Here is a 26,025-nt window from a genome sequence, read left to right on the forward strand (position 1 = left end):
AAAACAAAATTGTTTTGGGTTTTTTGTTTTATAATTTTTCCTTTTGATTTATACGTTTTAAAAAACTAGATTTGTTTAACTCTAAAAGACAATTTAACGTTTGAAAAAATAACAATAATGTTTAAATCAATTGATGATATTTTACCAAGAACACAAAATGATGTAAAATCAGAATTAGAAAAGCTTTCGGCTACTATTGACAATGCTGTTGATTTTGGAACACACTTATTAAAATGGCAAGCAGATAAAATGCAAAGTGGAGATCATCATTTAGTTCCAATCCTATTCTTTAGAAATATTTTAGAGTTAACTGACGCAATTTCAATTCTAATAAAAAACTCTTCAATAGATCCTACTAAAATACTTCTTCGTTCATTACTAGAAAATTCATTTGGATTGGAATACCTTTTAGAAAAAGACCAAGAGAACAGATCTTTGTCTAATAATGTTTGGATAGCTCACAAAGATTTGAAATTCATTGAAAAACTTAATTTAAAAAGTCAAATTGGGAAACAGTTTTCTAATGAAATTAAAAAAGATAAATTCGTTAAAGAAATTATTAGCGATGAGACTTTAATTGAGCTTGACAAAAAAAACTCTATAGAACTACTAGAATTACCTATTTATAAAAAAATTGAGGAAGAATATCAAAGAACAAAAAAAATCATAAAAAACCCCAAATGGTATAGCCTTTTTAATGGTCCAACTGACATAGAGCAACTCGCAAAACGATTAAATCATTATACTCTTTATGAAATTGTTTATAGAAAACTTTCTGATAACGTTCATGCAACTGATTTAATAAAAAATAAGTTAGTTCAAGGAAAAAATGGACAAACTGATATTATACAGATTAGATTCCCAAAAGATGCTCAAGATTTCACAGTATATACTTTAAATATTTTAATTATGACATATTTAAATTTTTACGAAAAAGTATTACCAGAACGAAATGATGAATTTTTAATATGGTATTCACAATTTCAAACAAATTATAAAGAATTAATAGAGAAAAAATTATTCAATATAAATTTATAAAGTTTAGTAGAAAAATCAGTTATTATTAAATAGTTACTCAGAATAACATTTTGATAAAATGTTTTCAAAAAAATATTCTAAATCAGTTTAACTTTACCCCTCCCAAAAAATAAAATATACCCATAACACCCAATTGTCAATACAAATGCGGTTTTAAATCCAAAATGATCTATCAAACTTCCAAAGGCAAAAGGAATAATGGCACCACCCACAATTGCCATACACAACAAACCTGAGGCTTGTGCTTTTAAATCTCCTAAACCTTCTAAACTCAGCGTAAAAATCGTCGGAAACATGATGGAATTGAACAATCCAACAGCTAACATTGACCACATAGACAATAATCCATCCGTATTTATGGAGATTAAAATCATGAAAATTGCAAAAAATGAAAAGATACTCAACACTTTTCCTGGAAGCATGATTTTTGTTAAATACGAACCTACAAATCTTCCAATCATAGCTCCTCCCCAATAAAAAATCACAAAAATTCCCAGCAATGATTTTGGGTCTGCATCTGTAAATGTTTTATTAAACGTGTTTGCAATGGTGTTTGCAATTTGCATCATGAGTTGATTTTCTGAAATGATGGTTGCCAAATTCATCTCAAAAAAATAATTCACTAAAAAACTTCCAATAGCCACTTCTGCGCCAACATACACAAAAATCCCAAAAGCACCCATCAACAATGATTTCTTTTTAAGCAACGTCATATATCCTCCTTTTGGACTTACTTGCATCACTTTTGGTAAGTTGATAAATGCAAAAATAATCGCTAATAAGAAAATAGAAAGCGCAATCAACAAAAACGGAGTTTGAACAGTTGCTGCTTCTGAAATGTAATACTTTTTCCGCTCAACTTCATTGAGTAACGCAATTTCAGAAGATGATTTTACGGAATCACTCAACAAAAATAAGGCTCCAACTATGGGCGCAATTGTGGTTCCTAAAGAGTTAAAAGCTTGTGACAAATTCAAACGGCTTGAAGCGCCATTTTCACTTCCCAACAACGCAACATAAGGATTTGCAGCCACTTGCAACACCGTAATTCCTCCTGCCAAGGTGAAATATCCTATCAGAAAAAAGGAAAAATTTCGATATTCAGCAGCTGGAAAAAATAACAAACAACCCAAAGCCATGGTTAACAATCCAAAAACGATTCCTTTTTTGTACCCAATTTTTGACAAAATAAATCCTGCTGGTAAAGAAAAAACAAAAAAAGCAGTGAAAAATGCAAACTGAACCAACACTGTTTTTGCATACGACATTTCAAAAATATCTTTCAATCTTGGTATTAAACTATCCACTAAAACAGTGATAAATCCCCAAAGAAAAAATAAGGTTGTTAAAAATAGAAAAGCACTTTTGTAGGAATTTTTAGTTGATGAACTCATAATTTATCCTTTATTAAAAAAATCAGATTTGATATTTTTATTCACACCTTCTTTATACAAATTATAGCTAAACCATTCGTGAATGGAATATGCACCAAATTCACCTTGCTTATTTACAGCAATATAGCCCACTTGAAAATTTCTAAAATCACTATTTGGTTTTTTCACAATTCTTGAAATGGCTTCTTCACAAGCTTCTTGTGGTGATTTTCCTTGTCGCATCAATTCCACAATTAAAAAACTTCCTACAGTTTTCAAAACTTCTTCGCCCAAACCAGTTGCTGCTGCGCCTCCAATTTCGTTATCAACAAACAATCCACCTCCAATTATGGGTGAATCTCCTACTCTACCTGCCATTTTATAAGCCAAACCACTTGTAGTGCACGCTCCAGAAATGTTGCCATTGTTATCAATTGCCAACATTCCAATCGTATCATGATTTTCAATATTGATAATTGGTTTGTATTTGGACGTTTCTTTCCATTTTTCCCACGCTTTTTTGGATGCTTCTGTCAATAAATTTTCACGTTCAAATCCTTTAGCAACTGCAAAATCTTCTGCTCCTTGCCCAACCAACATTACATGTGGCGTTTCTTCCATTACTTTTCGAGCCACAGAAGTAACGTGTTTGATATTTTTTACTGCCAAAACCGCTCCATAATTTCCCTTTTCATCCATAATACAGGCATCCAAAGTGACATTTCCATCTCTGTCTGGCAAGCCTCCTTTTCCAACAGTTTGCCCATTTTCATTGGCTTCTTCAATCCTACAACCTTGCTCAACAGCATCCAAAGCAGAACCTCCTTTTTCCAACACTTTTGCAGCAGTTTCAACTGCCAAAGGTGTATCCCAAGTGGCAATGACTAAAGGTTTTATCGGTTTTGAAGGAGAAATCATTGATTTCTTTTCAGATTTTTCTTTAAAACTGAAAAGAGTTGATGAAACAGCAACCAACCCTAAACCTGTTACTGATGCCTTTTTTAAAAAATTTCTACGTTTCATTGTGTACTGAATTTAGTTCAGAATTTTATTTTATTTGAATTTCGTCAACAAACAACCAACTTCTTCCATCATCTTGAAAGCCTAAATGCCATTCTGGAAGTTTGCCAATTTTTTTTGCAATAATTTTTAAAAATCGAGCTTTGCCTAATTTTGAAATTGCTACTTTTTCAATAGCAACTTTTTCTTCATTTTTTGGGTTTGGAAATTGCCAAGTTGTATGTTTAGCATATTTTATCCCATCAATTGAAGTATAAATTTGCATTTCTTTGGGCAAAAATATCCAACTTCGTTGATCTTTCAAGAAAGAAATCTGTAAATTATCAATCATTTTTATTTTTCCAAGGTCAACAATTGCCTCCAAATCCGTATCAAAATATCCTTGCCAAGTGCCTGTTCTAAAATCTTCAGTTCCTAAAATGCCATCAATCAAGGCATTATTTCCTCCTGCATTGTATTGATTAGCGTATTCGGATTTTAATTCGATTTTGATATTTGGGTCTATTTTATAAAAATCGGTTTTTATTATAGCACTTTTTTGAGTTCCTTTTTTACCATAAACACTCAAAGATATTGCTTCTGAAATTGAAAAAGGGTTGCTATATTTTTTAAATTCTCTTCCTAAAGAATAATAAATATCCGCATTTTTATCCACGGATTTTAATGAAATTGTAGTCGAGTTTTTAAAAGCGATTTCTCCCTTTTCAATAAATGGAACAGGAATTATTTGATGTTCTTTAATTTCTGTTGACGGAATAAATGCATCTTTTGTACCCCAATTTGTAGGTTGATGTGTCATTTCAAAAACCAAATTTCCACCATTGATGATGTCTTGATGGTTGATATATGAAAATTCATAATTTTTACCATTCAATTTGATTGATTTGATGTATTTATTTTCTGGAGAATTATTTTTTGCTTGAATCGTAAATGACTTTCCGTTTTCTAAATTGATGGTTGCTTTTTCAAACAACGGACTTCCAATAACATATTGATTTGAACCTGGAGTCACAGGATAAAATCCCAAAGAAGAAAAAATATACCAAGCACTCATTTGTCCACAATCTTCATTTCCTGAGATGCCATCTGGAGTATTTTGATACAATTCTGTCGAAATCTGACGCACTTTTTCCTGCGTTTTGTGAGGTTTATTCACAAAATTATACAAATATGCCATGTGATGACTGGGCTCATTTCCATGCGCATATTGCCCAATCAAACCTGTAATATCTGCTTGGTCTCTTCCTGATGTTTCATTTTTTGCGGTAAATAAGTTGTCTAATTGATTTTCCAATGCTTGTTTTCCACCCAACAAGTTCATAAAACCAGTAATATCTTGAGGAACATAAAAACTGTATTGCCACGAATTTGCCTCAGTATAATTGAAATTCACTTCATAAGGATCAAAAGGTGAAAACCAAGAATTTTTAAAACGACCTCGCATAAATTTCGTTTCTGGATCAAAAACGTTTTTATAATGCTGTGCTCTTTCCATAAAAATTTTGTAGTCATTTTCCTTTTCCAAAGCTTTTGCCATTTGCGCAATTGTCCAATCATCATAAGCATATTCCAAGGTTTTTGACACAGATTCTGATTCTTTTTCCACAGGAATAAAACCGAATTTTTTATAGGATTCTAAGCCTAATTTATCCTGAATAGCAGAATGTTTCATGGCTTGAAATGCTTTTTCGGAATCATAATTTTTGATGCCTTTCAGAAAAGCATCTGCAATTACAGGAACTGCATGATAACCAATCATACAACCTGTGTAATTTGCTGACAAATCCCAAATGGGCATAATACCTCCTTCATCATATTTTGCTAAAAAAGTATTGATAAAATCATTGGTTCTTTTTTGCTCAATAATCGTGTACAAAGGATGTGCAGCTCTATAAGTATCCCACAAAGAAAAAACAGTATAGTACTCAAAATCAGTTGTTTTATGAATTTCTAAATCCATTCCTCTATATCTTCCATCCACATCTTGATATACATTTGGTGCAATCATAGCATGATACATTGCTGTGTAAAAATTCACTTTGTTTTGGTGATTTGCATCTTCAATCACAATTTTTTGAAGCTGATTTTCCCAAGTTTCTTGTGCAATTTTTTTAACTTCTTCAAACGATTTATTCCCAATTTCTTGTTCTAAATTTCGCTTTGCACCTTCAATATCCACAGCTGAAATTCCAATTTTCACAATAATTGGATCATTTTTTGGATTGATGAATTCAATTGCCATTTTTTTCGGGTTGATAGTATCATCTTTTATCAATTCTTTTATAGGATGAGAAAATTTGATTTGATAAAACAATCGTTGATCTGTAGCCCAAGCTTTTGAAAATCGATAACCGCTAATTTCCTTTTCGCCCAAGCTAATTTCATGAGCTATAAGTTCATCTCTATGTGTTAAATCCAAAATAACCACTTGATTTTCTGATGTTGGAAATTGGTATTTTTGAATGCCACTTCTTTTAGAAACTGTCAATTCAACATCAATATTGGTATTTTCTAGAAGCACTTTGTAAAAACCAGGTTCCGCAATTTCATTTTCATGAGAAAACTTCGATTTATAGCCTTCTTTTCCATCTGAACCATTGTTCAAAATTGCTTTATTTGTGGGCATTAACAAAATATCACCATAATCAGAAACACCTGTTCCACTCAAATGAGTGTGTGAAAATCCATAAATTTCATTGTCAGAATAATGATATCCTGAGCAGCCATCCCAACCATCCAAACGTGTATCTGGTGAAAGTTGCATCATCCCAAAAGGCAAAGTTGCTCCTGGAAACGTATGTCCATGACCTCCTGTTCCAATAAATGGATTTACGAACGAAATAAGACGTTTATCTTGAGAATCTTTTTGTAATTTAGTGGATTGTTGGCAACTTAAAATTAAAGATAGTGCAATAAAAAAAGCAGCATTTTTAAGTTTCATTAAAATAGATTGTTAAATTCGTATCAAATATAACAGAAAATGAAAATTCAATCCTATTTTATTCTTTTTTTTCTACTAGGAATGGTAAATTGTCAAAAAAAAGAAGCAAACATCATTCAACCAAACATCATTCCTAAACCTCTTTTTCAGCAACTAAATAATGGCGTTTTTGAATTGAATGAAGCTACTTCTTTGGAGACAATACAGGAATTTGGAAATGTTGCACAGTTTTTAAAATCGTATGTTAAAGAACAATTTCATTTGAAAATTTCATCTAAAAAAAGTGACACTAAAATTCTTTTTATCAAAGATCATTCCATTAAAAATGAGGAAGGATATTTGTTGAAAATCGATAAAAACAAGATAGAAATACGTGCAAATAGCTCAAAAGGAGCGTTTTATGCTGTGCAAAGTTTGATACAATTATTACCCATTGAAAATAAATCAACATCAATTTCGATTCAATGTTTAGAAATTCAAGATGCTCCACAATTTGCATACAGAGGGATGCATTTGGATGTAGCGCGTCATTTTTTCTCAGTAGATTTTATCAAAAAACAATTGGATTTGATGGCACTGTTGAAAATGAATACGTTTCATTGGCATTTAACAGAAGATCAAGGTTGGCGAATTGAAATTAAAAAATATCCCAAATTGCAAGAAATTGCCGCTTTTAGAAATGAAACTTTGATAGGTCATTATTCTGATGAACCACATCAATTTGATGGAAAAAAATATGGCGGATTTTACACGCAAAAAGAAATTAAAGAGATTGTAAAATATGCCTCTGAAAGACAAATTACAGTGATTCCTGAGATAGAAATGCCTGGACATTCTCAAGCTGCCATTGCTGCGTATCCTGAATTGGGTTGCACTGGAAACCAACTAGAAGTTGCTACAAAATGGGGTGTTTTTGAAGATATTTATTGCACAAAAGAAACCACTTTTCAATTTTTAGAAGACGTAATTGATGAAGTTGTTCCATTATTTCCAGGAAAATATATTCATATTGGAGGTGATGAAGCCCCAAAATCTCGTTGGAAAAATTGTGCTCATTGTCAGAAAGTAATCAAAAAAGAAGGTTTGAAAGATGAGCATGAATTGCAAAGTTATTTCATCAAACGAATGGAAAAATACATCAATTCGAAAGGAAAACAAATCATTGGTTGGGACGAAATTTTAGAAGGTGGTTTGGCACCCAATGCAACTGTTATGTCTTGGAGAGGAAATGTGGGCGCAATTGAAGCTGCAAAACAACAACATGATGTGATTTTAACACCAAATTCTCATTGCTATTTTGATTATTATCAGTCTGATAATGAGAACGAACCTTTGGCAATTGGCGGATTTTTACCTTTAGAAAAAGTGTATGATTTCAATCCAATTCCTGAAGAATTGACCAAAGAAGAAGCCAAATTTGTGTTGGGCGCTCAAGGAAATGTTTGGACAGAATATATGTCAACTCCAGAAAAAGTGGAATATATGGTTTTTCCGAGAATCATTGCTTTAGCTGAAGTTGTTTGGAGTGCAAAAGAACATAAAAATTATGATGATTTTATTCGTCGTTTGGAATTTTTCAACAAAAGATTGGACGCAAAAAATGTACAATATGCCAATCATTTGTATGAAGTGAAAGGAGAATTCATTAATAAAAATGAAAAAGTTTTCTATGAATTTGAAACCATCACAAAAGGAAAAGACATTCGTTTTACAACTGATAATTCTGAACCCAATAGCAATTCAAAAATGTATGAAAAACCAATTTTTATTGAAAAATCACAAACCTTAAAAGCGGCTGTTTTTAATAAAGAAGGTACAAAATTGGGAAGTATTTTTGAACAAAAAATCAATTTACACAAAGCTGTTGGCGCAAAAATCACTTTAAATGTTGCTCCTCATAAAGCGTATAATGCTGGAGGAACACAAGCATTGATCAATGGAATTTCAGGAAATAACAAACGTTTTGGAGATAAAGAATGGTTGGGTTTTTCGGGTGATGATGTTGAAATTACAATTGAATTTGATAAACCAACAGAAATAAACTCAATTTTTACAAGATTTCACAATGGAAATGGACAATGGATTTATGCGCCTAAAAAAGTTTTGTTATATCGTGATGATAGCAAATATCCATTTGAAATAAAATTAGAAAAAAATAAAGATTTATTAGTAAGTGTAATAATCATTGGACAACATATGAAAGCCAAAAAAATAAAAATATTTATTCCAAATTACGGAATAATTCCTGAAGGAAAACAAGGTGCAGGAAACAAAGCTTGGACGTTTATTGATGAAATAATTATTGAATAATGCTGTTAGAAATCTGCGCAAACTCTTATGAATCAGCCATAAACGCTCAAAAAGCTGGAGCAGACAGAATAGAAATCTGTTCAGAATTGGCTGTTGGCGGAATTACACCAAGTTATGGAGTATTGCAAAAAATTGCTGAAAACATCTCAATTCCTGTACATGTGTTAATCAGACCAAGAAGTGGTGATTTTTGCTATACTGACTCAGAATTTGAGCAAATGAAAACAGACATTTTGATGTGTAAAAAAATGGGGTTTCAAGGAATTGTTTCCGGAATTTTGAATTCGGACAACACTATAAATATGGAGAGAACAAAAGAATTAATTTCCATTTCAAAACCCTTATCTTTCACATTTCATAGAGCTTTTGATGTGGTTGAAAATCCAAAAAAAACTTTGGAAGAATTAATTCAACTGAAAGTAGATAGAATTTTAACTTCAGGATTGAAAGAAAAAGCGATTGACGGAATGGATCTTTTAATCGAACTGCAAAATATGGCAAAAAACAAGGTGATTCTAATGCCTGGAAGTGGCATCAATAAAGAGAATTGTATACAATTTAAAAATGCTGGATTTACAGAAATTCACACATCTGCTTCAAAAAAAATAAGAGAAAATACCGTTTTTTTTGATAAAACTACACAAACTGTTTCAGACATGAATACCATTCAGGAAATTTTAAAAATCATTAAATGACGCGAAAAATCCTATTTCTTGCAATAATCAGCTTCGTTTTTAGTTGCAAAACAAAAAATAACCTTCCTACAAAAATTACAATTCATGAAAATTGGGAATTTAAAGGAACTGACACTTTAAATTGGAAAAAAGCTACAATTCCCGGAAATATTTTTTCAGATTTGATGGAAAACGAAATTATCGTCAATCCATTCATCAAAACCAATGAAGATAGTGTTCAATGGGTTTCGAAAAAAGATTGGGAATACAAAACCACTTTTTCACTTTCTAAAAAAGAATTAAAGAAAAAGAATATTGAACTTCATTTTGAGGGTTTAGACACGTATGCAACCATTTTTTTGAATGATTCTATCATTCTCAAAGCAGATAACGCTTTTAAAAAATATACCATTGACTTTAAAAAAAGTGCTCAAGAAACAAATAGTCTAAGAGTTGTTTTTAAAAATTTCACTGAAATTGAGTTGGAAAAAGAAGCTGAAATTTGGTATCAATTGCCTGTAAAGGAGAGAGTTTTCACTCGAAAAGCACAATTTCAATATGGCTGGGATTGGGGACCAATATTAAATTCTTATGGAATTTGGAAAGAAGTTTATGTAAAAACTTGGGATGACGTAATCATTACAGATGTGTATATCAAACAAGATACTTTAACATCTAAAAAAGCTTTTTTGTCTGCAGATATCAGTATTGAAAGTGAGGTTGAAAAATTTGTTGAATTAGAAACAATGATTGATTCCGAAAAAATAATTACTGGAATTCATCTCAAAAAAGGCGAAAATAAATTGACAATTCCCATTAAAATTGACAACCCAACACTTTGGTGGACTCACAATTTAGGAAATCCATATCTATATACATTTGATTTTAAATTGTATCGAAAAAACAAATTATTAGATCAAAAAATCATCAAAAAAGGAATTCGAACTATCAAATTAATTGCTCAAAAAGATTCCATTGGACAATCATTTTATTTTGAATTGAATGGAAAACCAGTGTATGCAAAAGGCTCAAATTTAATTCCATTGCATAGTTTTCAAGATAAAGTGACCAATCAACATTATGAAAAATTGCTTTCAGATGTTGTAAAATCTAATATGAATATGTTGCGAGTTTGGGGTGGAGGCATTTATGAAAAAGATATTTTTTATGATTTGTGTGATGAAAAAGGCATTTGGGTTTGGCAAGATTTTATGTTTGCTTGTGCCATGTATCCAGGAGATAATGCATTTTTTAAAAATGTTTCTGAAGAAGCGGAATATCAAGTAAAAAGATTGCGAAATCATACATCAATTGCTTTATGGTGTGGAAATAATGAAAATTCTGAAGCTTGGAAACGTTGGGGATGGCAAGAAAACAGAGGAGAAAAAGAAAAAAAAGAAATTTGGGACAATTACTTGATGCTTTTTGATTCCATTTTACCTTCTATTGTTGCAAAATATAGCAACACAGATTATTGGGAAACTTCCCCAAAATATGGCAGAGGAAATCCAAAATACATTTCAGAAGGTGATGCTCATGATTGGTGGATTTGGCATGATGAATATCCTTTTGAACATTTATTACAAAAAGTTCCAAGATTTATGAGTGAGTTTGGTTTTCAATCGTTTCCAAGTTTTGAAACCATCAAATACATCAATCAAAATGATGATATTGATTTAAAAACGGAAGCTATTACATCACATCAAAAACATGTAAAAGGTTTTGAATTGATGGAAAAATATATGAAACGTGATTACAAAATTCCGACTTCAGAGGAAGATTATGTGTATGTAAGTCAGTTGTTGCAAGCCAAAGGAATTGTGATGGGAATTGAAGCGCAAAGAAGAGCAAAACCTTATAATATGGGCACTTTATACTGGCAACTAAATGATGTTTGGCCAGCAATTTCTTGGTCAGGAATTGATTATTTTGGCAATTGGAAAGCGTTGCAATATAAAGTGAAAAATGCTTTTGAAAATGTGTTGATCTCCTCAATTATTGAAAAAAATAAGGTGAAAACCTTTATTACCAATGATACTTTTCTACCCATTAAAGGAACAATACAACTAAAAATTATTGATTTTTATGGAAATGAAATTTGGTCAGATGCTAAAGAAATTGAGGTATTAGAAAATAGTAGTCAGGAATTTTATCATTTTCCTTTGGATAAAATTGATAAAAAATCGACTGTTTTAATCACTAAATTCGACAATAAAACTTCTTATTTCTATTTTTCAAAACCCAAAGAATTAAAATTACCCAAAAGTGACATTCAGCAAGAAATTGTCAAAACAGATAAGGGTTTTTCAATCACCGTAAAAAGCAATGTTTTATTGAAAGATGTTTTTCTATTCACAGAAGAAAAAGGGCATTTTTCTGATAACTTTTTTGATTTGCTACCAAATCAAACAAAAACAGTTTTCTTTGAGACCAAAACAACCAAGCTAAAAGATTTGAAAATTAAAACGTTGAATGAAATCAATGGTTCTTATTAAAAAAATACGATTCTAAAAACCCCAAACCATAGCCTAAAAATTGTGTAAACGTCGTAATAATACTTAAAAAAGCTACTTTCAAATTTTGATTTTGAATCAAGGAATCCAGGAAAATAAGTGTAAAATAAAGTGCGTAAAATGCAGTTAAATGGGAAATTTCAAAAAATAACAGAATAATTCCAATGCCAAATCCAATTAAAAAAACACTTGGAAACCAATACGTTATTTTTGCGGACTTAGGATATTTTTGATTTAAAAGTGGTCTTGCTTTTCCGAATTTATAAGTTTGAAAGAAAAAATCACGCAATGAACTTCTTCTTTTATGATACACAAAAGCATTGGAAATCAATTGTGTTTTAAAACCATTTTCCCACAAACGAAAAGTCAAATCAATGTCTTCAGCTATTTTCATTTTGGAAAATCCATTGGTTTTTTCAAACGCACTTTTAGAAATTCCCATGTTGAAACTTCTTGGCTGAAACTTACCAACGGCTTGTTTTTTTCCACGAATTCCTCCAGTTGTCAATATAGATGTCATGGAATAATTGATGGCTTTTTGTAAAGAAGTAAAACTTTTATGAGCAGCATCAGGACCACCAAAAGCATCTGTAAAATTACTTTCTAAAGATTTTTTAATAGCTGATAAATAATGACTTGGAAGAATCACATCTGAATCTAAAATGATGAAATAGTTTCCTGAGGCTTGTTTCATTCCAAAATTTCGACTGTCTCCAGCCCCAGAATTCTCTTTCAAAAAATAGGAAAGATTGAATTTTTCTTGGTATTTTCTTATAACCAAATCACTTTTCTCTGTGGAGCCATCTTCAATAATCAAAACTTCAAAATCTTCCTGAAAATCTTGCAGTGTAAGACTTTCTAACAATTCGTCAATTTCATTGGGACGATTAAAAACGGGAATTATTATAGAGAAATTGAGTTGCAAAAGATATTTTTTTTTGAAAATAAAAAAGTTGAAAACCTATTTCTAAACTTTCAACTTTTTAAAATGATAATGATTTATTTTAAATTATTCTCCATCAACAAATCTACTCATCACAGCATCACTCACTCCCATATTTGAGAATCCTCCATCATGAAATAAATTTTGTAAAGTAACTTTCTTCGTTAAATCTGAAAACAACGAAATTGTATAATCTGCACATTCTAAAGCTGTTGCATTTCCAAGTGGACTCATTTGATCAGCATATGCCAAAAATCCGTCAAAACCTTTTACACCACTTCCAGCAGTTGTTGGTGTTGGAGATTGTGAAATTGTGTTGACACGAACTTTGTGATCACGTCCAAAAAAGTAGCCAAAACTACGTGCAATACTCTCTAAAAACGCCTTATTGTCAGCCATATCATTGTAATCAGGAAACACTCTTTGAGCAGCCATATAGGTCAATGCAACAATACTTCCCCAATCATTCATGGCTTTTTTATTGTACAAAACGTTCATGGTTTTGTGGAAAGAAACTGCTGAAACATCCCAACCTTTCGTAGTAAAATCGTAATTTGAATCAGTATAATGTTTGCCTTTACGAACGTTTACAGACATTCCAATAGAATGCAACACAAAATCAATTTTTCCACCTAAAATTTCCATAGATTTTTCAACCAAATTGTTTAAATCTTCCATAGAAGTAGCATCTGCAGGAATAATTTGCGAACCTGTTTTTTCTGCTAAACCATTCAATTCTCCCATTCGCATTGCGATTGGAGCATTTGTCAATACAAATTCTGCGCCTTCTTCATGCGCTCTTTCTGCTACTTTCCATGCGATTGAATGCTCATTTAATGCACCAAATATGATTCCTTTTTTTCCTTTTAATAAATTATACATATTTTTTGTATTTAGTTGTTGATTTTTAGTTTTTGGTTTTTTGAAATTGGATGCTTTATATCACAATTAATAAAAACTTATTTTCTAGATTTTCATAAAATTTCAAAAAACAAAGATAGACATTTTCAATAATCAAAAAGTCCCCTTTGGGGATTTAGGGACTTAATAATTCTTTTGCATGAATAATGGCAGATTCTGAAAGTGCTTTTCCACTTAACATTTCAGCAATTTCAGAAACTCTCTCTTTTACTGTCAATTTCTTTAATTGTGTGGCTGTTTCACCATTGATTTCCTCTTTAAAAACCTTGAAATGATGACTTCCTTTTGCGGCAATTTGAGGCAAATGTGTAATGGTAATCACTTGCATATTTTGACTCATTTGTTGCATGATTGCTGCAATTTTATTAGAAACTTCACCAGAAACCCCTGTATCAATTTCATCAAAAATAATGGTTGGCAGTTGTGTATTTTCTGATAATATTTTTTTGATTGAAAGCATTATTCTCGATAATTCACCTCCAGAAGCTACTTTTTTTAATTCGCCAAAATTGCCTCCTTTGTTTGCAGAAAAAAGGAATTCTAGTTCGTCTTTTCCGTTTGAAAAATAGTTTTTTGTGGGTGTAATTTGAATCGAAAATCGCGCATTTGCCATTCCTAAATCGGACAATAAAACTTCTAATTCGTGTTGCAAACTTGGAATTATTTTCTTTCGAGCATCCGAAATTTTCGAAGCTATTGCATCCAATTCTGAGGCAACTTTTTCAATTTCTTTCTTTTTTTGCTTGATATTTTCATCAGCATTTTCAACTTGACTTACTTTTTCTGATAAATCTTCGAGAACAATTAGCAAATCTCCAATAGAATTTACAGCATGTTTTTTCTGTAAATTATAAATCAATTGCAATCTATCATTGATTTGTGTAGCCTCTAAAGGATCAAATTCTACATGTTCATTCGCTTCTTCCAATTCAGTAATAATATCATCCAACTCAATTTTAAGACTGGTAATTCTGGTTGATAATTCTTGATATTCTTTAGAAAAAGGTGCAATTTTCGACAAGCGATTCTCTAAAATAAATACTAAATTTTGAATTCCAATTTCTTCATTGATAGAAACTGCTAAAGCTTCTGACAAATTGAGTTTGATATCTTCAATATTGTTCAACTTTTCCAATTTTTCTTCCAAATCTTGCTGTTCATCAATTTGCAATTTCGCCTTTTCTAATTCATTGAATAAGAATAAATTATACTCATATTGTTTGATTGCTTCTTGTTGATTTTTTTCTAATTTCTCTAACTCCCTTTTAAGTTTTGAAAGGGATTGCAAGCCTTGTTTATACGATGCAATAATTGTCCCATTTTTAGCCAAAGCATCAATCACCGAAAATTGGAAATCTGCATCCGATAATTGCATGGTTTGGTGCTGTGAATGCACATCAATCAACAAAGATTTCAGGTCATTCAAGGCAGACAAATTCACAGGAGTGTCATTTACAAAAGCCCTAGATTTTCCTGAGGGTAAAATTTCTCTTCTGATGATGGTAAAATCATCATAATCCAATTCTAATTCCTCAAAAACATTTTTTAAATCGTAGTTTGCAATAGACAATTTGGCTTCAACAACACATTTTTTTGAAGTTTCTTTTAGAAAAGATAAATCTGCTCTATTTCCCAAGACCAATCCTAAAGCACCTAATAAAATAGATTTTCCTGCTCCAGTTTCGCCAGTAATAATGGACAATCCTGAGGAAAAATCAATCGTTAATTCGTTGATTAAAGCGTAGTTATTGATGGATAATTGTGTAAGCAAGTTCGCTAATTTTTAGAGTTTAAAATTAAAGAATTCTTTTAATAAAAAGTACGAAAACTTTACTCTAATTTACGCCACTTTGAACTATTATTTGGAGAGATTTTTTTCAAAGATGTTATCAAACGTGCAGCATTTCTTGTTTTTGGTCCATCTGCATAAATATTGACAATTTCGTCAGCTTTTGCATCAAAAAACACTCTGATTAAATAATTTCCAACCGTTTTATTAAATAAATTTTCAATTTTCAAAACACTATCTTCTACAGTTTGCTTTGCAAAATCTTTATTTGTTGCAAAATTATCCAAACCTTTGATATGATACTCATACAAAACGTCTCTAAACGTTGTCAAGTTTGGAGATAATATATCGTCAATCAATAAAAAACGATTTTGTTGACCAACCACATTTTGCCAAGCTGCAATGCCACTTTGTTGAGCTTGTAACATCGCATTTTGAGCTTCTTTCAATTCAAATTCACCTCCATATTTTGAAAAAGAATCTGCATCTACACCAATTATCGTATATACATAAAAAACTATAGTAGAGATTAAATTACTATCAAAAGAATTACGATTATAAATTAAAGGATCAAATTCGTTGTATCTAAAAGTGAAATCATTGTCTTTGATATTCAACAAAGGAGTTGCATAGGTTGACCCAAAAACGGGTCTTGAAGATTGAATTTGCAAAGTGCCTGTAAATGTATTATCTTCTCTTGAGGTGATAATGATATTGAGTGCACAATCAATTCTTTCTTCAGGTTTTACAATTCTATTCGTCCATTTTGTTTGATTGATAAACTCCGTCAAAGCTGTCTTTAAAGTCTGAAAAACTTGTCTGTTAGAACCTCCAATTTGTTCATAATTGATGTTCACCAAACAATTCACTTCTTGCGCTCTACTATGGAATGTAAAGACCAATAAGCCTATAAAGAAAATAAGTTTACGCATCTAATTTTAGTATAATTTCGTTAAGAATATCTATAGAAACAGCTTCTTTTGATTTTAATTCAAATATTTTTTCATTCAAATCTTTATCAATAATAGTAATTTTATTTGTGTTAGTGGCAAAACCAGCACCTTTATCTTGCAAAGAATTTAAAACAATCATATCTAAATTTTTCCGTTGCAATTTACTTTTAGCATTTTCAATTTCATTTTCTGTTTCCAATGCAAAGCCAACTAAAAATTGATTTTCCTTATTTGCTCCTAATGATGCTAAAATATCTTTGGTTGGTTCCAACTCAATAGATAACGTTGCATCTTTCTTTTTTATTTTTTGATTTGAAACATTTTTTGCTTTATAATCTGCAACTGCAGCAGCTAAAATAGCCATTTGAACTTCAGGAAAAAATTGATGTGCAGCTTTATACATTTCATCTGCAGAAACTACATCAATTCTATGAATCAAAGAATGTTTGATTTGTTCCTGTGAAGGTCCAGAAATCAAAAAAACTTCAGCACCTAAATTGGCAGCTGTTTTTGCAATTTCAAAACCCATTTTTCCAGAGGAATGATTTCCTATAAAACGCACAGGATCAATAGCTTCATAAGTTGGACCTGCAGTAATCAATACTTTTTTTCCACGCAAAGGTAGCTTTGATAAAATATCATTTTCAATAAAAGAAACAATATCTTCTGGTTCCGCCATTCTTCCTTCACCAAACAAACCACTTGCCAATTCACCCGAAGTTGCAGGAATTATAATATTTCCAAAATGCTGTAATTTCTCTAAATTTTCTTTAGTTGATGGATGCTTATACATATCTAAATCCATTGCTGGTGCAAAATAAACTGGACATTTTGCAGATAAATAGGTTGCTAAAACCAAATTATCGCAAGTGCCATTTGACATTTTGGACAAGGTATTTGCAGTTGCTGGGGCAATTAAAAAATAATCAGCCCACAACCCCAATTCAACATGATTGTTCCACAATTCATTCTCATTTTCTGTATCATAAAATTGGGAATGTACAGGATTTTTAGAGAGTGTAGAAAGTGTGAGAGGTGTTATAAAATCTTTAGACGCAGGAGTCATGATTACTTTGACTTCTGCGCCTAATTTTATAAATAATCGAACTAAATTTGCTGATTTGTAAGCGGCAATTCCTGCAGTAATGCCTAAAAGAATTTTTTTTCCGCTTAAAACAGACATTATTCCGAATCTGGAGTTCTAAAATATACTTTTCCTTTTAACCATTCTTCAACAGCTAATGCAGTTGGTTTTGGCAAACGCTCATAAAATTTAGAAACTTCAATTTGTTCTTTATTTTCAAAAACTTCTTCTAAACTGTCATTGTAAGTTGCAAATTCATCCAATTTGTCAACCAATTCAATTTTTAAATCAGAATTGATTTGCTCTGCTCTTTTTGCAATGATTGAAATCGCTTGGTAAATATTTTTTGTAGGCGCTTCAATTTCGTTTTTATCATAAGTAATTGTACTTATAGCAGCTTTTGTGTCTTTATAATCCATTTTTTATTTTTATTTTGAATCTTCTAATTCTTTTGATTTTGAAATAAGGTCGTCTATTCTTTCTTTCTCTTTTTGCAATTTTGCAACCATTTTATCCACTTCTACTTTAAACTTCGTTTCAGGATAATTTCTGATTAATTTATCATACGCTTCCATTGCATCTTTGATACGCTCTGGTTTTCTTCTGTCATAACTTTTCAACGTAAAATCATGAGCCGCTTTCAATCGATAATACAATGCCTCTTCTTTGAATTCTGAACCCAAATAATCTTCCAATAAATTATCAAAAGCCTGAATAGCAGCTTTGTAATTTCTCATATCATAGTCAGCAGTTGTGTAATACGTCTTTGCAATTTCGAAATATTTTTTCTGCAACTTATAACGCAATTCTTTGTAATGCTTATTTGCTTCCTCTAATTTATCTGAGGTTGGAAATGCATTGATGAAACTTTGAAAAGCTTCCAACGCTTTGTTGGTATCTGTTGGATCTTTACTAAATTCAGGAGACGCTAATTTATAACTCAACGCAGAGGCAAATGATGCTTCTTCTAATTTAGAACTGCTTGGATAATTTTTTGCAAATCGATCAAAATAATAACCCGCAGTTTGATAATTTTTCTCGTTAAAATTAGACTGAGCCACCATAAACTGGATTCTTTCCATTTGTGGTTTTCCTCTGTATGCAGGCGTTACTTTTTCGAACAAACGAATGGCTTTCCCATACTTTTGAGATTCGTACATTTTCACAGCCATTTTGTATTGGTCTTCAACTGTACCTTTATTCAATACTTTTTGATACTCTCCACAGGAGAATAACAACATACTGACAACCAATAAAAACGCTAAAGTTTTAAATTTTTGCATTCGGCAAAATTAGGAATTAAATATGGATTAGTAAAATGATATTTTGAAGATAAAATTCTCTTACAAAAAGGCTTCTATCTTCAATAATAACGTTAAAAATTACGCTTTATTGGCAGCAGTAATTAATAGTTTGATATCGTTATCAAACAAGTAAAAACCACCTTTATCATCGCCAATTAATTTTATTTTATCTAAAATATTTCTTGCTAATGCTTCTTCTTCAATCTGTTCTGAAACATACCATTGCAAGAAATTGTGAGTCGCATAATCTTTTTCTGTCAAGCAAATGTCAACCAAATCATTAATACTTGCAGAAACTTTCACTTCGTGGTTAAACAATTCTTGAAACATTTCTTTGAAAGAACCAAATTGTGTTGGTGGTGCCTGTAAAGCTGATATTTTAGCATGTCCTCCTCTTTCATTGATGAATTTTACCAATTTTAACATGTGCATTCTTTCTTCATCTGAATGCGCATACATAAATTGTGCAACTCCTTCAAAACCAAGAACTTCTGCCCACGAAGCCATGGCTAAATATATTTGTGATGATTGCGCTTCAACGGTAATTTGACCATTTAAAGCTTCTTCAATAATTGGTGATAACATAATTTGAATTTTGTGATAATTTAAAAAAACAAAAATACAACTTTTCAAAAAGGAAACCTCTTAAAAAAGCTGTAAAATTGAGTTGAATTTGAGTTAAAATGACTCTTTTTTCTTATAAAATACTAAGAAAAAATGTCTTTAAAGAATCAAGAATTTTTAAATTGTGTATCGATTTAAAAATTCGAAATGAAATTCTTGATTTTATGATGTAAATTTTCACTTGCTGATACTAAAGGCAAACGAACTTTGTTTGAACAAATATTGAGTTGCGATAACACTTCTTTGATTCCTGCAGGATTATTTTCTTCAAAAATGTAATTGATAATATCCATCAATTTATAATGAATTTCATAAGCTTCTTTATTTTTGCCTTCCAAACCTAATTGAATCATGTCCGAAAATTCTTTTGGAAACGCTTGCCCAATCACGGAAATCACTCCTGAACCACCAGCTAAAGTCACACCCAAAGCCAAATCATCATCTCCCGAAATAATTAAAAAATCGGCTGGTTTGTCTTTTAAAAGCGTGTAATATTGTTGTTGATTGTTACCTGCTTCTTTCACAGCAACAATGTTTTTAAGATCTTTCGCCAAACGCAAAGTGGTACTTGGCTCCATATTTCTGGCTGTTCTTCCTGGAACGTTGTATAAAATGATTGGTTTTTCAGTGGCTTCTGCAATGGCTTTGTAATGTTGATAAAAACCTTCTTGCGTTGGTTTGCTGTAGTAAGGTGCAACAGATAAAATTCCTTCAAAATGTGATAAATCTCTCGTTTTCAATTCTTTTACCACCTCTAAAGTATTGTTTCCTCCAACACCTAAAATCAATGGCAAACGATTGTTATTTACTTTGACAATTGTATCAATAATTAACTCTTTTTCCTCTTTAGAAATGGTAGCACTTTCTCCAGTTGTACCATTGATAACCAAATAATTAGTACCATTTTCGATATTGAAATTTACCAATCTAGTAAGTGCTTCAACATCCACTGTAAAATCGTTTTTGAAAGGTGTTACCAATGCCACACCCATTCCAATAAATTGTTGCATTATTTTAAAATTTGATAGACAAAATTACGATTTTAAAATGAATGAATTCTTCAAAAAAGAAGTTCCTAAAAAGAATACACAACTTTTACGATGTCGTTTAATTTTTCATTTTCTTTAAAATGACAAGGTACTTTTTTAATTCATTTAAAAAATTGTCAATTTTGCTCGGAATTTCTGCAATTTCCATATCATACAATCGTTGATTTACATCTGAAAAGCCTACTTTAAAAGTTGCTTTTGATTTTAAAACAGCCAATTCCAAAAAAATATTTTTTGTGTCAAAGTAGCCAATCAATAAATCAAATGGTTCATCCAAGAAATCTCTGAAATCTGTTTTTTGGATTTCGCCATTCCAATCAATATCTTTTTCCGTGAAATAGGAATTTATAGTGTGATTTTTTTTATCGTAATCTAAAAAACTAAACACTTTTATATCTTGAAGTTCGAATATCTTTTTTATTTCTGCTTCTATATCTATAAAATTAGATATTTTTTGAGAAGCAATCACACCAACACTAACAATTTCTTTATCAGAAACGATTCGTGAATTTTCTTTGTCAGTGAGAAGTTTATCAAACTTCTTTTTTAAAAAGGCTTTTTTAATGGCTAAAATAACGTTGAATTTTTAAAATTGAGTTTGTAAAAATACTATTTATTTGTTTTCATTTCCAACAAAATCAATTGATTTAATTGTCTTCCAAATGTTTGAAAATTATCATCTGCCACCAAAAGCAATGTTTGATTTCCATTTTTCGATTTTGGTCCAAGTGTAATACCCTCAATGTTATCAATAATTTCGTCTGTTAAAAATTGCTTAACTGTATCAAAATCAAATAATAATCTTTTTTTCATTGGTATAAACGAAGTGCTTTTTAAAGCTGTCATTGACAAAATATCAGTCGTATTTTTTTCTATAAACGCTTCAAAAATACGAATCGTATTTCCATCACTTCCATAATTATTTTGATACGCTCTTTCCACTACTAAAAAATGATTTTTTGCGATTTCTAAAATGGCAGTAACACCATTGATATTTTGATTTCCTTTGTAAGGTTTTGGAATTTTTTCCAATGGATATGCAAACTGTTTCGTTGCAATTTTTGATTTTTTATCAAAATACGTAATTCTGATTGGTGAAGAATTTTTTTCAAAAGTGGGTTCGTCACCATCTACAGAAATTGGCAATTCTACTCCAACCCAAAAACCCTGATTATCAACACTTTTAGAGGAAGCTTCAAAAACGCCATTGTGTTTAAAATTGTCTATTTTCGTTAATGAATTTGGCAATTGGAATTGAGCTAAAAAATTCCCATTGGCATCAATTTTAAAAATCGTAGGAGGCTTATTTTTTCTGATAGAACCTTCACTTACTAAATGAATTTCATTGGTTTTTTCATCCACAAAAATGGATTCTAAATCGAGTTCATTTTCTTTATAAAAAGCAGTATTTGAATCGTTTAAAAGAATGGTATTCGTAAAATCAACGCTTTGAATGCTGTCATTTTTAATGTTGATTGCAGCAGTTACAATTCTGGGATTTTTAGCATCATCAATCACAAAAAAGTATTCATTATTCGCAAAATCTATTCCTGATAAACCTCCAATTGTTTGATGTTGAAATTGTAAAGAATCTGGAATTACGTATTCGTTTAAATAAGAAATTGAAATATCCTTTTTTGAAATACAAGAATTCATCAACAGTAAAATCCCTAAAAAAATTGATTTATTCATCAGTAATAATATTTCTACAAAGGTATTTTTTCTGATTTTAAAAACTAAAATTAAATCAACAAAAAAAGACCTCACAAGTTTTCAAATCCTGTGAGGTCTTTCAATAAATCTCTAAAATCTAAATCTTTATTCGATTATCTTCAGATTGTGTATCAATCAATTTATTGTAAGGATCTACGCCAACTTCTGTTGGTTTTTTATCTACAATGATCCTGATTTTATTGAAAATTTTTGTGATTTTATGTTTCTTCAAATAGAGTTCTTTTGTGGTCTTTTTGCCATTTATAGTTTCTTCCATAAAAATTCCGATATCAATGTAATCTTTCAATGGAACAGATAAAATGGGTTTTTTCATTTTGTCATTTTTATATGTCAACGTATCTCCCACATTTTCTCCATAATAGATTTTACCCTGATCATCATTTCTATATTTTGACACTTCAAACTCAATATCTACTTGGTATTTTCCATTGTCTAATTTTTTTGAAGTAGCTTTTTTAACACTGTTTCTATACAAAGTAATCGTTTCAAACATGTCATGAATTACGTATTGCAAAGAATCTGGAGTGACTTCTTTGATATGATTTACCATGTCAATAGAGGTTGTGTAAGGTGGATTTTGAAACTGTACTTTTTCAACATATTTTTTCAAAGCATTGTTTAGATTTTTCTCTCCAATATAATCGCTCAAAGCATACAAAACCATGGAACCTTTTTGATAATGAATGTATCCTTGACCATCATTATACATCAATGGATTTTCGCGTTTTGTTTCAAATGTTCTTGACAATAAATAATCATCCAAGGCTTTCTTTAAAAATGTGCGCATCTTTTCTTTTCCTTGTTGATGTTCCAACACTTTTAAAGAAACATATTCTGACATACTTTCGGACATCATTGTTGCACCCAAAACATCTGCACCAATGACTTGATGTGCCCACCATTGATGAGCTACTTCATGCACTGTTACTGCAAAAGGATAATCAACTCCTTCATCGTTTTTATCATCAACTGCTGCAATAAATCCAATTCCTTCCGAAAATGGAATGGTGTTTGGAAATGACTGAGCAAAAGTTCCTGCTGTTTTTGGAAACTCAATAATTCTGGCTTGTTTGTGTTGATATGGACTGAAATTTTTCGAATTATAATCCAAAGAAGCTTTCATTCCTTTCATCATTCTATCCAAATTAAAGGTATGTGGTTTGTGATAATAAATTTCCAAACTGATGCCTTTATACATCTCTTTTTTCACTTCATATCTCGCTGAATTGAATGCATAAAAATTCAAGATTTTTGAATCCATTTTATAATGAAAAAATCGTCTGTCACCTTCTATCCATTCATTTTGTAAATATCCTGGAGCAATGGCAATTTGGTCTTTGGATGTTGAAACTGTAGCTTCAAAATCAATCCAATCAGCATCTTTTGAAATATAGGTATTTCCTAAAGCAGTGGAATCTGAGGGATGAGGACGCAAATCATTTTTGGGCAAACCGTATTTTTTTCGAGTTTGATTGTCCGTTAATTCGCCATTTGAAGAATATCCTAAAGAAGGAAAAATCGAAAAATTATTGATAAAAGTTCCGTTTTCTATTACTGGAGATTTTCGTCTATAAGTGGTATTTCTATCACTTTTTACGGTAACTATCAAATTCAAACTATCTCCAGGCATGATTTTATTTTCGAACAAATAAATATCAAAATTATGAATGGTGTCTTCAGAAACTAGGGTATTTGGCTTGTTAAAAACGAAGGTACTTTTTAATGAATTGTGATTTAAAAATACACTATCAATAGGTTTATCAGTTTTATTGACCATCGTAAAAATGGCTGTTGCATCAAAAAATCGTTCTTTGGGATAGATATTCATTTTTGTTTTTACACTAACAATTCTTGGTTGTGCGTAATTTTCATATTTCTTATATTTTTTCTCCCATTCAACGCTTCTCATTTCAAATTCTTTGGAAGAAGTTCTCTTGTTTTTTGTTCCTGTTTCTTGATAAATGGAATAACCTAAGCCTAAAAAAGCACTGAAAAAAATGACAAAACCTACTACATAAACTCCTTTAAATCTGTAGTTTGCAATTTGAATTCTTTCTTTGAATGAATTTGGAATTCCTCTAACCCAGAACAATGCTGAAAGAATTAACAAGGTCAATCCACATAAAACCCAATACAATTTATAGACTAAAAATGGTGTTAAAAATCCGTATTTATTCATATCAGAATAATCATATCCTGGACCTTCATTGTATTTAAAAATTTCTTGTTCAATGCCTGCCAATGATAAAAACGGAATTCCAATAGAAAGTACCAATAATAAAAACAAGCCCAAATAAGGATTTCCAATCAACGTTTGAATGAAAATTGCGAGCATAGCCCAAATAAAATAATTGAGAAATTCTAACAAAAATAATTCTACAATATAGTGTCCAAATTCAAAATTATAATAACCATGATACACTTGAAAGAGAATTCCAGAAATCATAATTACTGCCAACAAAACCAATTGCATTTTTACCAAAGCAATCACTTTTGAGAATAATAAAGTCCAATCAGGAATTGGGGTTGCATCAACCAAATGATTCAAATTGGAAATTTTTGCTCTTTGCACCAACATTCCTGCGTATAAAAAAGTACATATTATGATAGATAATGAAAAAACTCCTCCGTCCTCCAACATTTTCCAAGTGACTGGTAATGTGGGTGTTCCAAAAATATCACCAATTCTTGATAAACCAACTATTATAAAAATCAAGCCTACTAATACAATTGAAATAAAAGGCCAACTTTTGATAATGTATTTAAAATCAATATTTGATAATTTCCACATTGTTTTTAAATTTTGAAAAAATGAAAAATCGTAGGAAACTTTTGGTAATGAAATTCTTGTGATTCCACTAAAATTCGTTTTTGTAACTCTTTCCGCTTTTGGTTTTCTAAATGAAAAAGAAAATGCTTCTTGACTGAAAGCAAAAAAGCGATACACCAATCCAAAAACCAAACTCGCAATTGCCAACCACAACAAACGATTGTAAATAATCATTTCTTTGATAGGAATTTGCATTTCATTTTGTTCAGATGGTGTCCAATATTTTGTGTAATAATCAACAGATCCATCTCCAAAAGGATCTACTAAAGCTAGTAAAAATTTTTGTTCAGGGTCATCAAGTACACTAAAGATTATTAATTGTCCAAATACTAAAATAACTGCCACAATAAAACCTGCTGCAATATTTCTAGAAAATGTGACAATAGCAAAAATAATAGCTCCAAAAAAAATAATATTGGGTAAAATAAAAATCAAATAGGTTATTAAATACGTTGTAAAATTAAAAGTAGTTACAATTTCAGGGTTTGTTCCTGGAAAACGATAACCTATTATCATTCCTATCCCAATAGTCATAACAATCATAGTTACTATAGATACTCCACTTAAAAATTTGGCAAATAAATAGTTGGATTTGGTAAAAGGATAAGAATATAAAATGGTGTGCATTTCACTTTTAAAATCTCTGTTTATTGTCACTCCTATAATTGCAGGATATAAAAATAATATAAAAGTGGATAAACCACTAAATAAACCTCTAATTCCAGTTGGAGAATTCACAATTCTTGAGGAACCAGTAGTAGCTGTATTTGAATCAAAAAAACCAGCAGAAGATGTTGCTATAAAGAATGATAATAAGAAAAAAATGACCAAATAAATATAAAATGCGGGTTTATTAAACCAGTATTTTATTTCTTGTTTGAATATTGTTGAAAACATACGTTTAGATATTAGAAGTTAGATTTTA

The 26,025-nt window shown here is 30.8% G+C and carries 19 protein-coding genes; 4 read left to right on the forward strand and 15 right to left on the reverse strand.

Annotated elements, in window-relative coordinates:
• The first annotated feature begins 117 nt into the window (after window positions 1–117).
• Window positions 118–1,038 (forward strand): DUF5677 domain-containing protein, encoded by a 921-nt coding sequence (locus IU405_RS12410; RefSeq protein ID WP_197438930.1) that lies wholly within the window; start codon window positions 118–120, stop codon window positions 1,036–1,038.
• Between the two features lie 77 nt (window positions 1,039–1,115).
• Here the strand turns inward: IU405_RS12410 and IU405_RS12415 are convergent, their stop codons facing one another.
• Genes IU405_RS12415 through IU405_RS12425 form a run of 3 tightly spaced genes read right to left on the reverse strand, consistent with a single transcriptional unit; the run spans window position 1,116 to window position 6,372 of the window.
• A complete protein-coding gene (locus IU405_RS12415) occupies window positions 1,116–2,432 on the reverse strand; it encodes a sugar MFS transporter (RefSeq protein ID WP_197438931.1) in 1,317 nt (438 codons plus the stop codon).
• 3 nt (window positions 2,433–2,435) lie between these two features.
• Window positions 2,436–3,434 carry a N(4)-(beta-N-acetylglucosaminyl)-L-asparaginase gene (locus IU405_RS12420; protein WP_197438932.1) on the reverse strand — a complete coding sequence of 333 codons (999 nt, stop codon included), beginning with the start codon at window positions 3,432–3,434 and terminating at the stop codon, window positions 2,436–2,438.
• Between the two features lie 25 nt (window positions 3,435–3,459).
• Window positions 3,460–6,372 carry a GH92 family glycosyl hydrolase gene (locus IU405_RS12425; protein ID WP_197438933.1) on the reverse strand — a complete coding sequence of 971 codons (2,913 nt, stop codon included), beginning with the start codon at window positions 6,370–6,372 and terminating at the stop codon, window positions 3,460–3,462.
• Window positions 6,373–6,411: 39 nt separating this feature from the next.
• Here IU405_RS12425 and IU405_RS12430 point away from each other — a divergent pair, with 39 nt between their 5' ends.
• The 3 genes from IU405_RS12430 to IU405_RS12440 are packed head-to-tail and all read left to right on the forward strand — an operon-like array spanning window position 6,412 to window position 11,851.
• A complete protein-coding gene (locus IU405_RS12430) occupies window positions 6,412–8,682 on the forward strand; it encodes a beta-N-acetylhexosaminidase (protein WP_197438934.1) in 2,271 nt (756 codons plus the stop codon).
• Window positions 8,682–9,377, forward strand: coding sequence for a copper homeostasis protein CutC (locus IU405_RS12435; protein ID WP_197438935.1), 696 nt, complete (start codon window positions 8,682–8,684; stop codon window positions 9,375–9,377). Before IU405_RS12430 ends, IU405_RS12435 begins: the two co-directional genes overlap by 1 nt.
• A complete protein-coding gene (locus tag IU405_RS12440) occupies window positions 9,374–11,851 on the forward strand; it encodes a beta-mannosidase (protein WP_197438936.1) in 2,478 nt (825 codons plus the stop codon). The genes IU405_RS12435 and IU405_RS12440 overlap by 4 nt, the downstream gene beginning before the upstream one ends.
• Here IU405_RS12440 and IU405_RS12445 read toward each other — a convergent pair.
• The 12 genes from IU405_RS12445 to IU405_RS12500 form a co-directional block, all read right to left on the reverse strand.
• Window positions 11,835–12,794: a glycosyltransferase gene (locus IU405_RS12445; RefSeq protein WP_197438937.1), complete on the reverse strand. Its 960-nt coding sequence runs from the start codon at window positions 12,792–12,794 to the stop codon at window positions 11,835–11,837. The two genes, IU405_RS12440 and IU405_RS12445, sit on opposite strands and share 17 nt — an antisense overlap.
• Before the next feature lie 84 nt (window positions 12,795–12,878).
• Window positions 12,879–13,694 (reverse strand): enoyl-ACP reductase, encoded by an 816-nt coding sequence (locus IU405_RS12450; protein ID WP_197438938.1) that lies wholly within the window; start codon window positions 13,692–13,694, stop codon window positions 12,879–12,881.
• A gap of 154 nt (window positions 13,695–13,848) precedes the next feature.
• Window positions 13,849–15,504 carry a DNA repair protein RecN gene (recN, locus tag IU405_RS12455; RefSeq protein WP_197438939.1) on the reverse strand — a complete coding sequence of 552 codons (1,656 nt, stop codon included), beginning with the start codon at window positions 15,502–15,504 and terminating at the stop codon, window positions 13,849–13,851.
• A gap of 59 nt (window positions 15,505–15,563) precedes the next feature.
• The gene (locus tag IU405_RS12460; protein ID WP_197438940.1) at window positions 15,564–16,454 is read right to left on the reverse strand and encodes a DUF4835 family protein; all 891 of its coding nucleotides are present in this window, start codon (window positions 16,452–16,454) and stop codon (window positions 15,564–15,566) included.
• Entirely contained in the window at window positions 16,447–17,658 is a 1,212-nt protein-coding gene (gene coaBC, locus IU405_RS12465; protein WP_197438941.1) for a bifunctional phosphopantothenoylcysteine decarboxylase/phosphopantothenate--cysteine ligase CoaBC, read from the reverse strand. The genes IU405_RS12460 and coaBC overlap by 8 nt, the downstream gene beginning before the upstream one ends.
• Window positions 17,658–17,978, reverse strand: coding sequence for a DNA-directed RNA polymerase subunit omega (locus IU405_RS12470; protein ID WP_197438942.1), 321 nt, complete (start codon window positions 17,976–17,978; stop codon window positions 17,658–17,660). The genes coaBC and IU405_RS12470 overlap by 1 nt, the downstream gene beginning before the upstream one ends.
• Window positions 17,979–17,987: 9 nt before the next feature.
• Window positions 17,988–18,842 carry an outer membrane protein assembly factor BamD gene (locus IU405_RS12475; protein WP_197438943.1) on the reverse strand — a complete coding sequence of 285 codons (855 nt, stop codon included), beginning with the start codon at window positions 18,840–18,842 and terminating at the stop codon, window positions 17,988–17,990.
• A 99-nt stretch (window positions 18,843–18,941) separates the two neighbouring features.
• Window positions 18,942–19,448: a ferritin gene (locus IU405_RS12480; RefSeq protein ID WP_197438944.1), complete on the reverse strand. Its 507-nt coding sequence runs from the start codon at window positions 19,446–19,448 to the stop codon at window positions 18,942–18,944.
• Window positions 19,449–19,621: 173 nt separating this feature from the next.
• Window positions 19,622–20,497: a 4-hydroxy-tetrahydrodipicolinate synthase gene (gene dapA, locus IU405_RS12485; protein ID WP_197438945.1), complete on the reverse strand. Its 876-nt coding sequence runs from the start codon at window positions 20,495–20,497 to the stop codon at window positions 19,622–19,624.
• A gap of 97 nt (window positions 20,498–20,594) precedes the next feature.
• Window positions 20,595–21,110 (reverse strand): DUF6913 domain-containing protein, encoded by a 516-nt coding sequence (locus tag IU405_RS15940; protein ID WP_410896752.1) that lies wholly within the window; start codon window positions 21,108–21,110, stop codon window positions 20,595–20,597.
• A gap of 35 nt (window positions 21,111–21,145) precedes the next feature.
• Window positions 21,146–22,228, reverse strand: a complete 1,083-nt coding sequence (locus tag IU405_RS12495; RefSeq protein ID WP_197438947.1) for an esterase-like activity of phytase family protein — start codon at window positions 22,226–22,228, stop codon at window positions 21,146–21,148.
• A 118-nt stretch (window positions 22,229–22,346) separates the two neighbouring features.
• A complete protein-coding gene (locus tag IU405_RS12500) occupies window positions 22,347–25,997 on the reverse strand; it encodes an ABC transporter permease/M1 family aminopeptidase (RefSeq protein ID WP_197438948.1) in 3,651 nt (1,216 codons plus the stop codon).
• Between the last annotated feature and the right edge of the window lie 28 nt (window positions 25,998–26,025).

Origin of the sequence: Polaribacter sp. BAL334, assembly GCF_015767435.1 — a bacterium.
In the GTDB taxonomy this organism is placed as follows: Bacteria; Bacteroidota; Bacteroidia; order Flavobacteriales; family Flavobacteriaceae; genus Polaribacter.

Excerpts from the sequence above, each read along its gene's own strand:
- IU405_RS12420 (WP_197438932.1), bottom strand. The coding sequence starts at position 3,434 with ATGAAACGTAGAAATTTTTTAAAAAAGGCATCAGTAACAGGTTTAGGG.
- IU405_RS12500 (WP_197438948.1), bottom strand. The coding sequence starts at position 25,997 with ATGTTTTCAACAATATTCAAACAAGAAATAAAATACTGGTTTAATAAA.
- IU405_RS12430 (WP_197438934.1), top strand. The coding sequence starts at position 6,412 with ATGAAAATTCAATCCTATTTTATTCTTTTTTTTCTACTAGGAATGGTA.
- IU405_RS12415 (WP_197438931.1), bottom strand. The coding sequence starts at position 2,432 with ATGAGTTCATCAACTAAAAATTCCTACAAAAGTGCTTTTCTATTTTTA.
- IU405_RS12440 (WP_197438936.1), top strand. The coding sequence starts at position 9,374 with ATGACGCGAAAAATCCTATTTCTTGCAATAATCAGCTTCGTTTTTAGT.
- IU405_RS12410 (WP_197438930.1), top strand. The coding sequence starts at position 118 with ATGTTTAAATCAATTGATGATATTTTACCAAGAACACAAAATGATGTA.
- IU405_RS12470 (WP_197438942.1), bottom strand. The coding sequence starts at position 17,978 with ATGGATTATAAAGACACAAAAGCTGCTATAAGTACAATTACTTATGAT.
- IU405_RS12460 (WP_197438940.1), bottom strand. The coding sequence starts at position 16,454 with ATGCGTAAACTTATTTTCTTTATAGGCTTATTGGTCTTTACATTCCAT.
- IU405_RS12495 (WP_197438947.1), bottom strand. The coding sequence starts at position 22,228 with ATGAATAAATCAATTTTTTTAGGGATTTTACTGTTGATGAATTCTTGT.
- IU405_RS12435 (WP_197438935.1), top strand. The coding sequence starts at position 8,682 with ATGCTGTTAGAAATCTGCGCAAACTCTTATGAATCAGCCATAAACGCT.
- IU405_RS12475 (WP_197438943.1), bottom strand. The coding sequence starts at position 18,842 with ATGCAAAAATTTAAAACTTTAGCGTTTTTATTGGTTGTCAGTATGTTG.
- coaBC (WP_197438941.1), bottom strand. The coding sequence starts at position 17,658 with ATGTCTGTTTTAAGCGGAAAAAAAATTCTTTTAGGCATTACTGCAGGA.
- IU405_RS12450 (WP_197438938.1), bottom strand. The coding sequence starts at position 13,694 with ATGTATAATTTATTAAAAGGAAAAAAAGGAATCATATTTGGTGCATTA.
- dapA (WP_197438945.1), bottom strand. The coding sequence starts at position 20,497 with ATGCAACAATTTATTGGAATGGGTGTGGCATTGGTAACACCTTTCAAA.
- IU405_RS12425 (WP_197438933.1), bottom strand. The coding sequence starts at position 6,372 with ATGAAACTTAAAAATGCTGCTTTTTTTATTGCACTATCTTTAATTTTA.
- IU405_RS12480 (WP_197438944.1), bottom strand. The coding sequence starts at position 19,448 with ATGTTATCACCAATTATTGAAGAAGCTTTAAATGGTCAAATTACCGTT.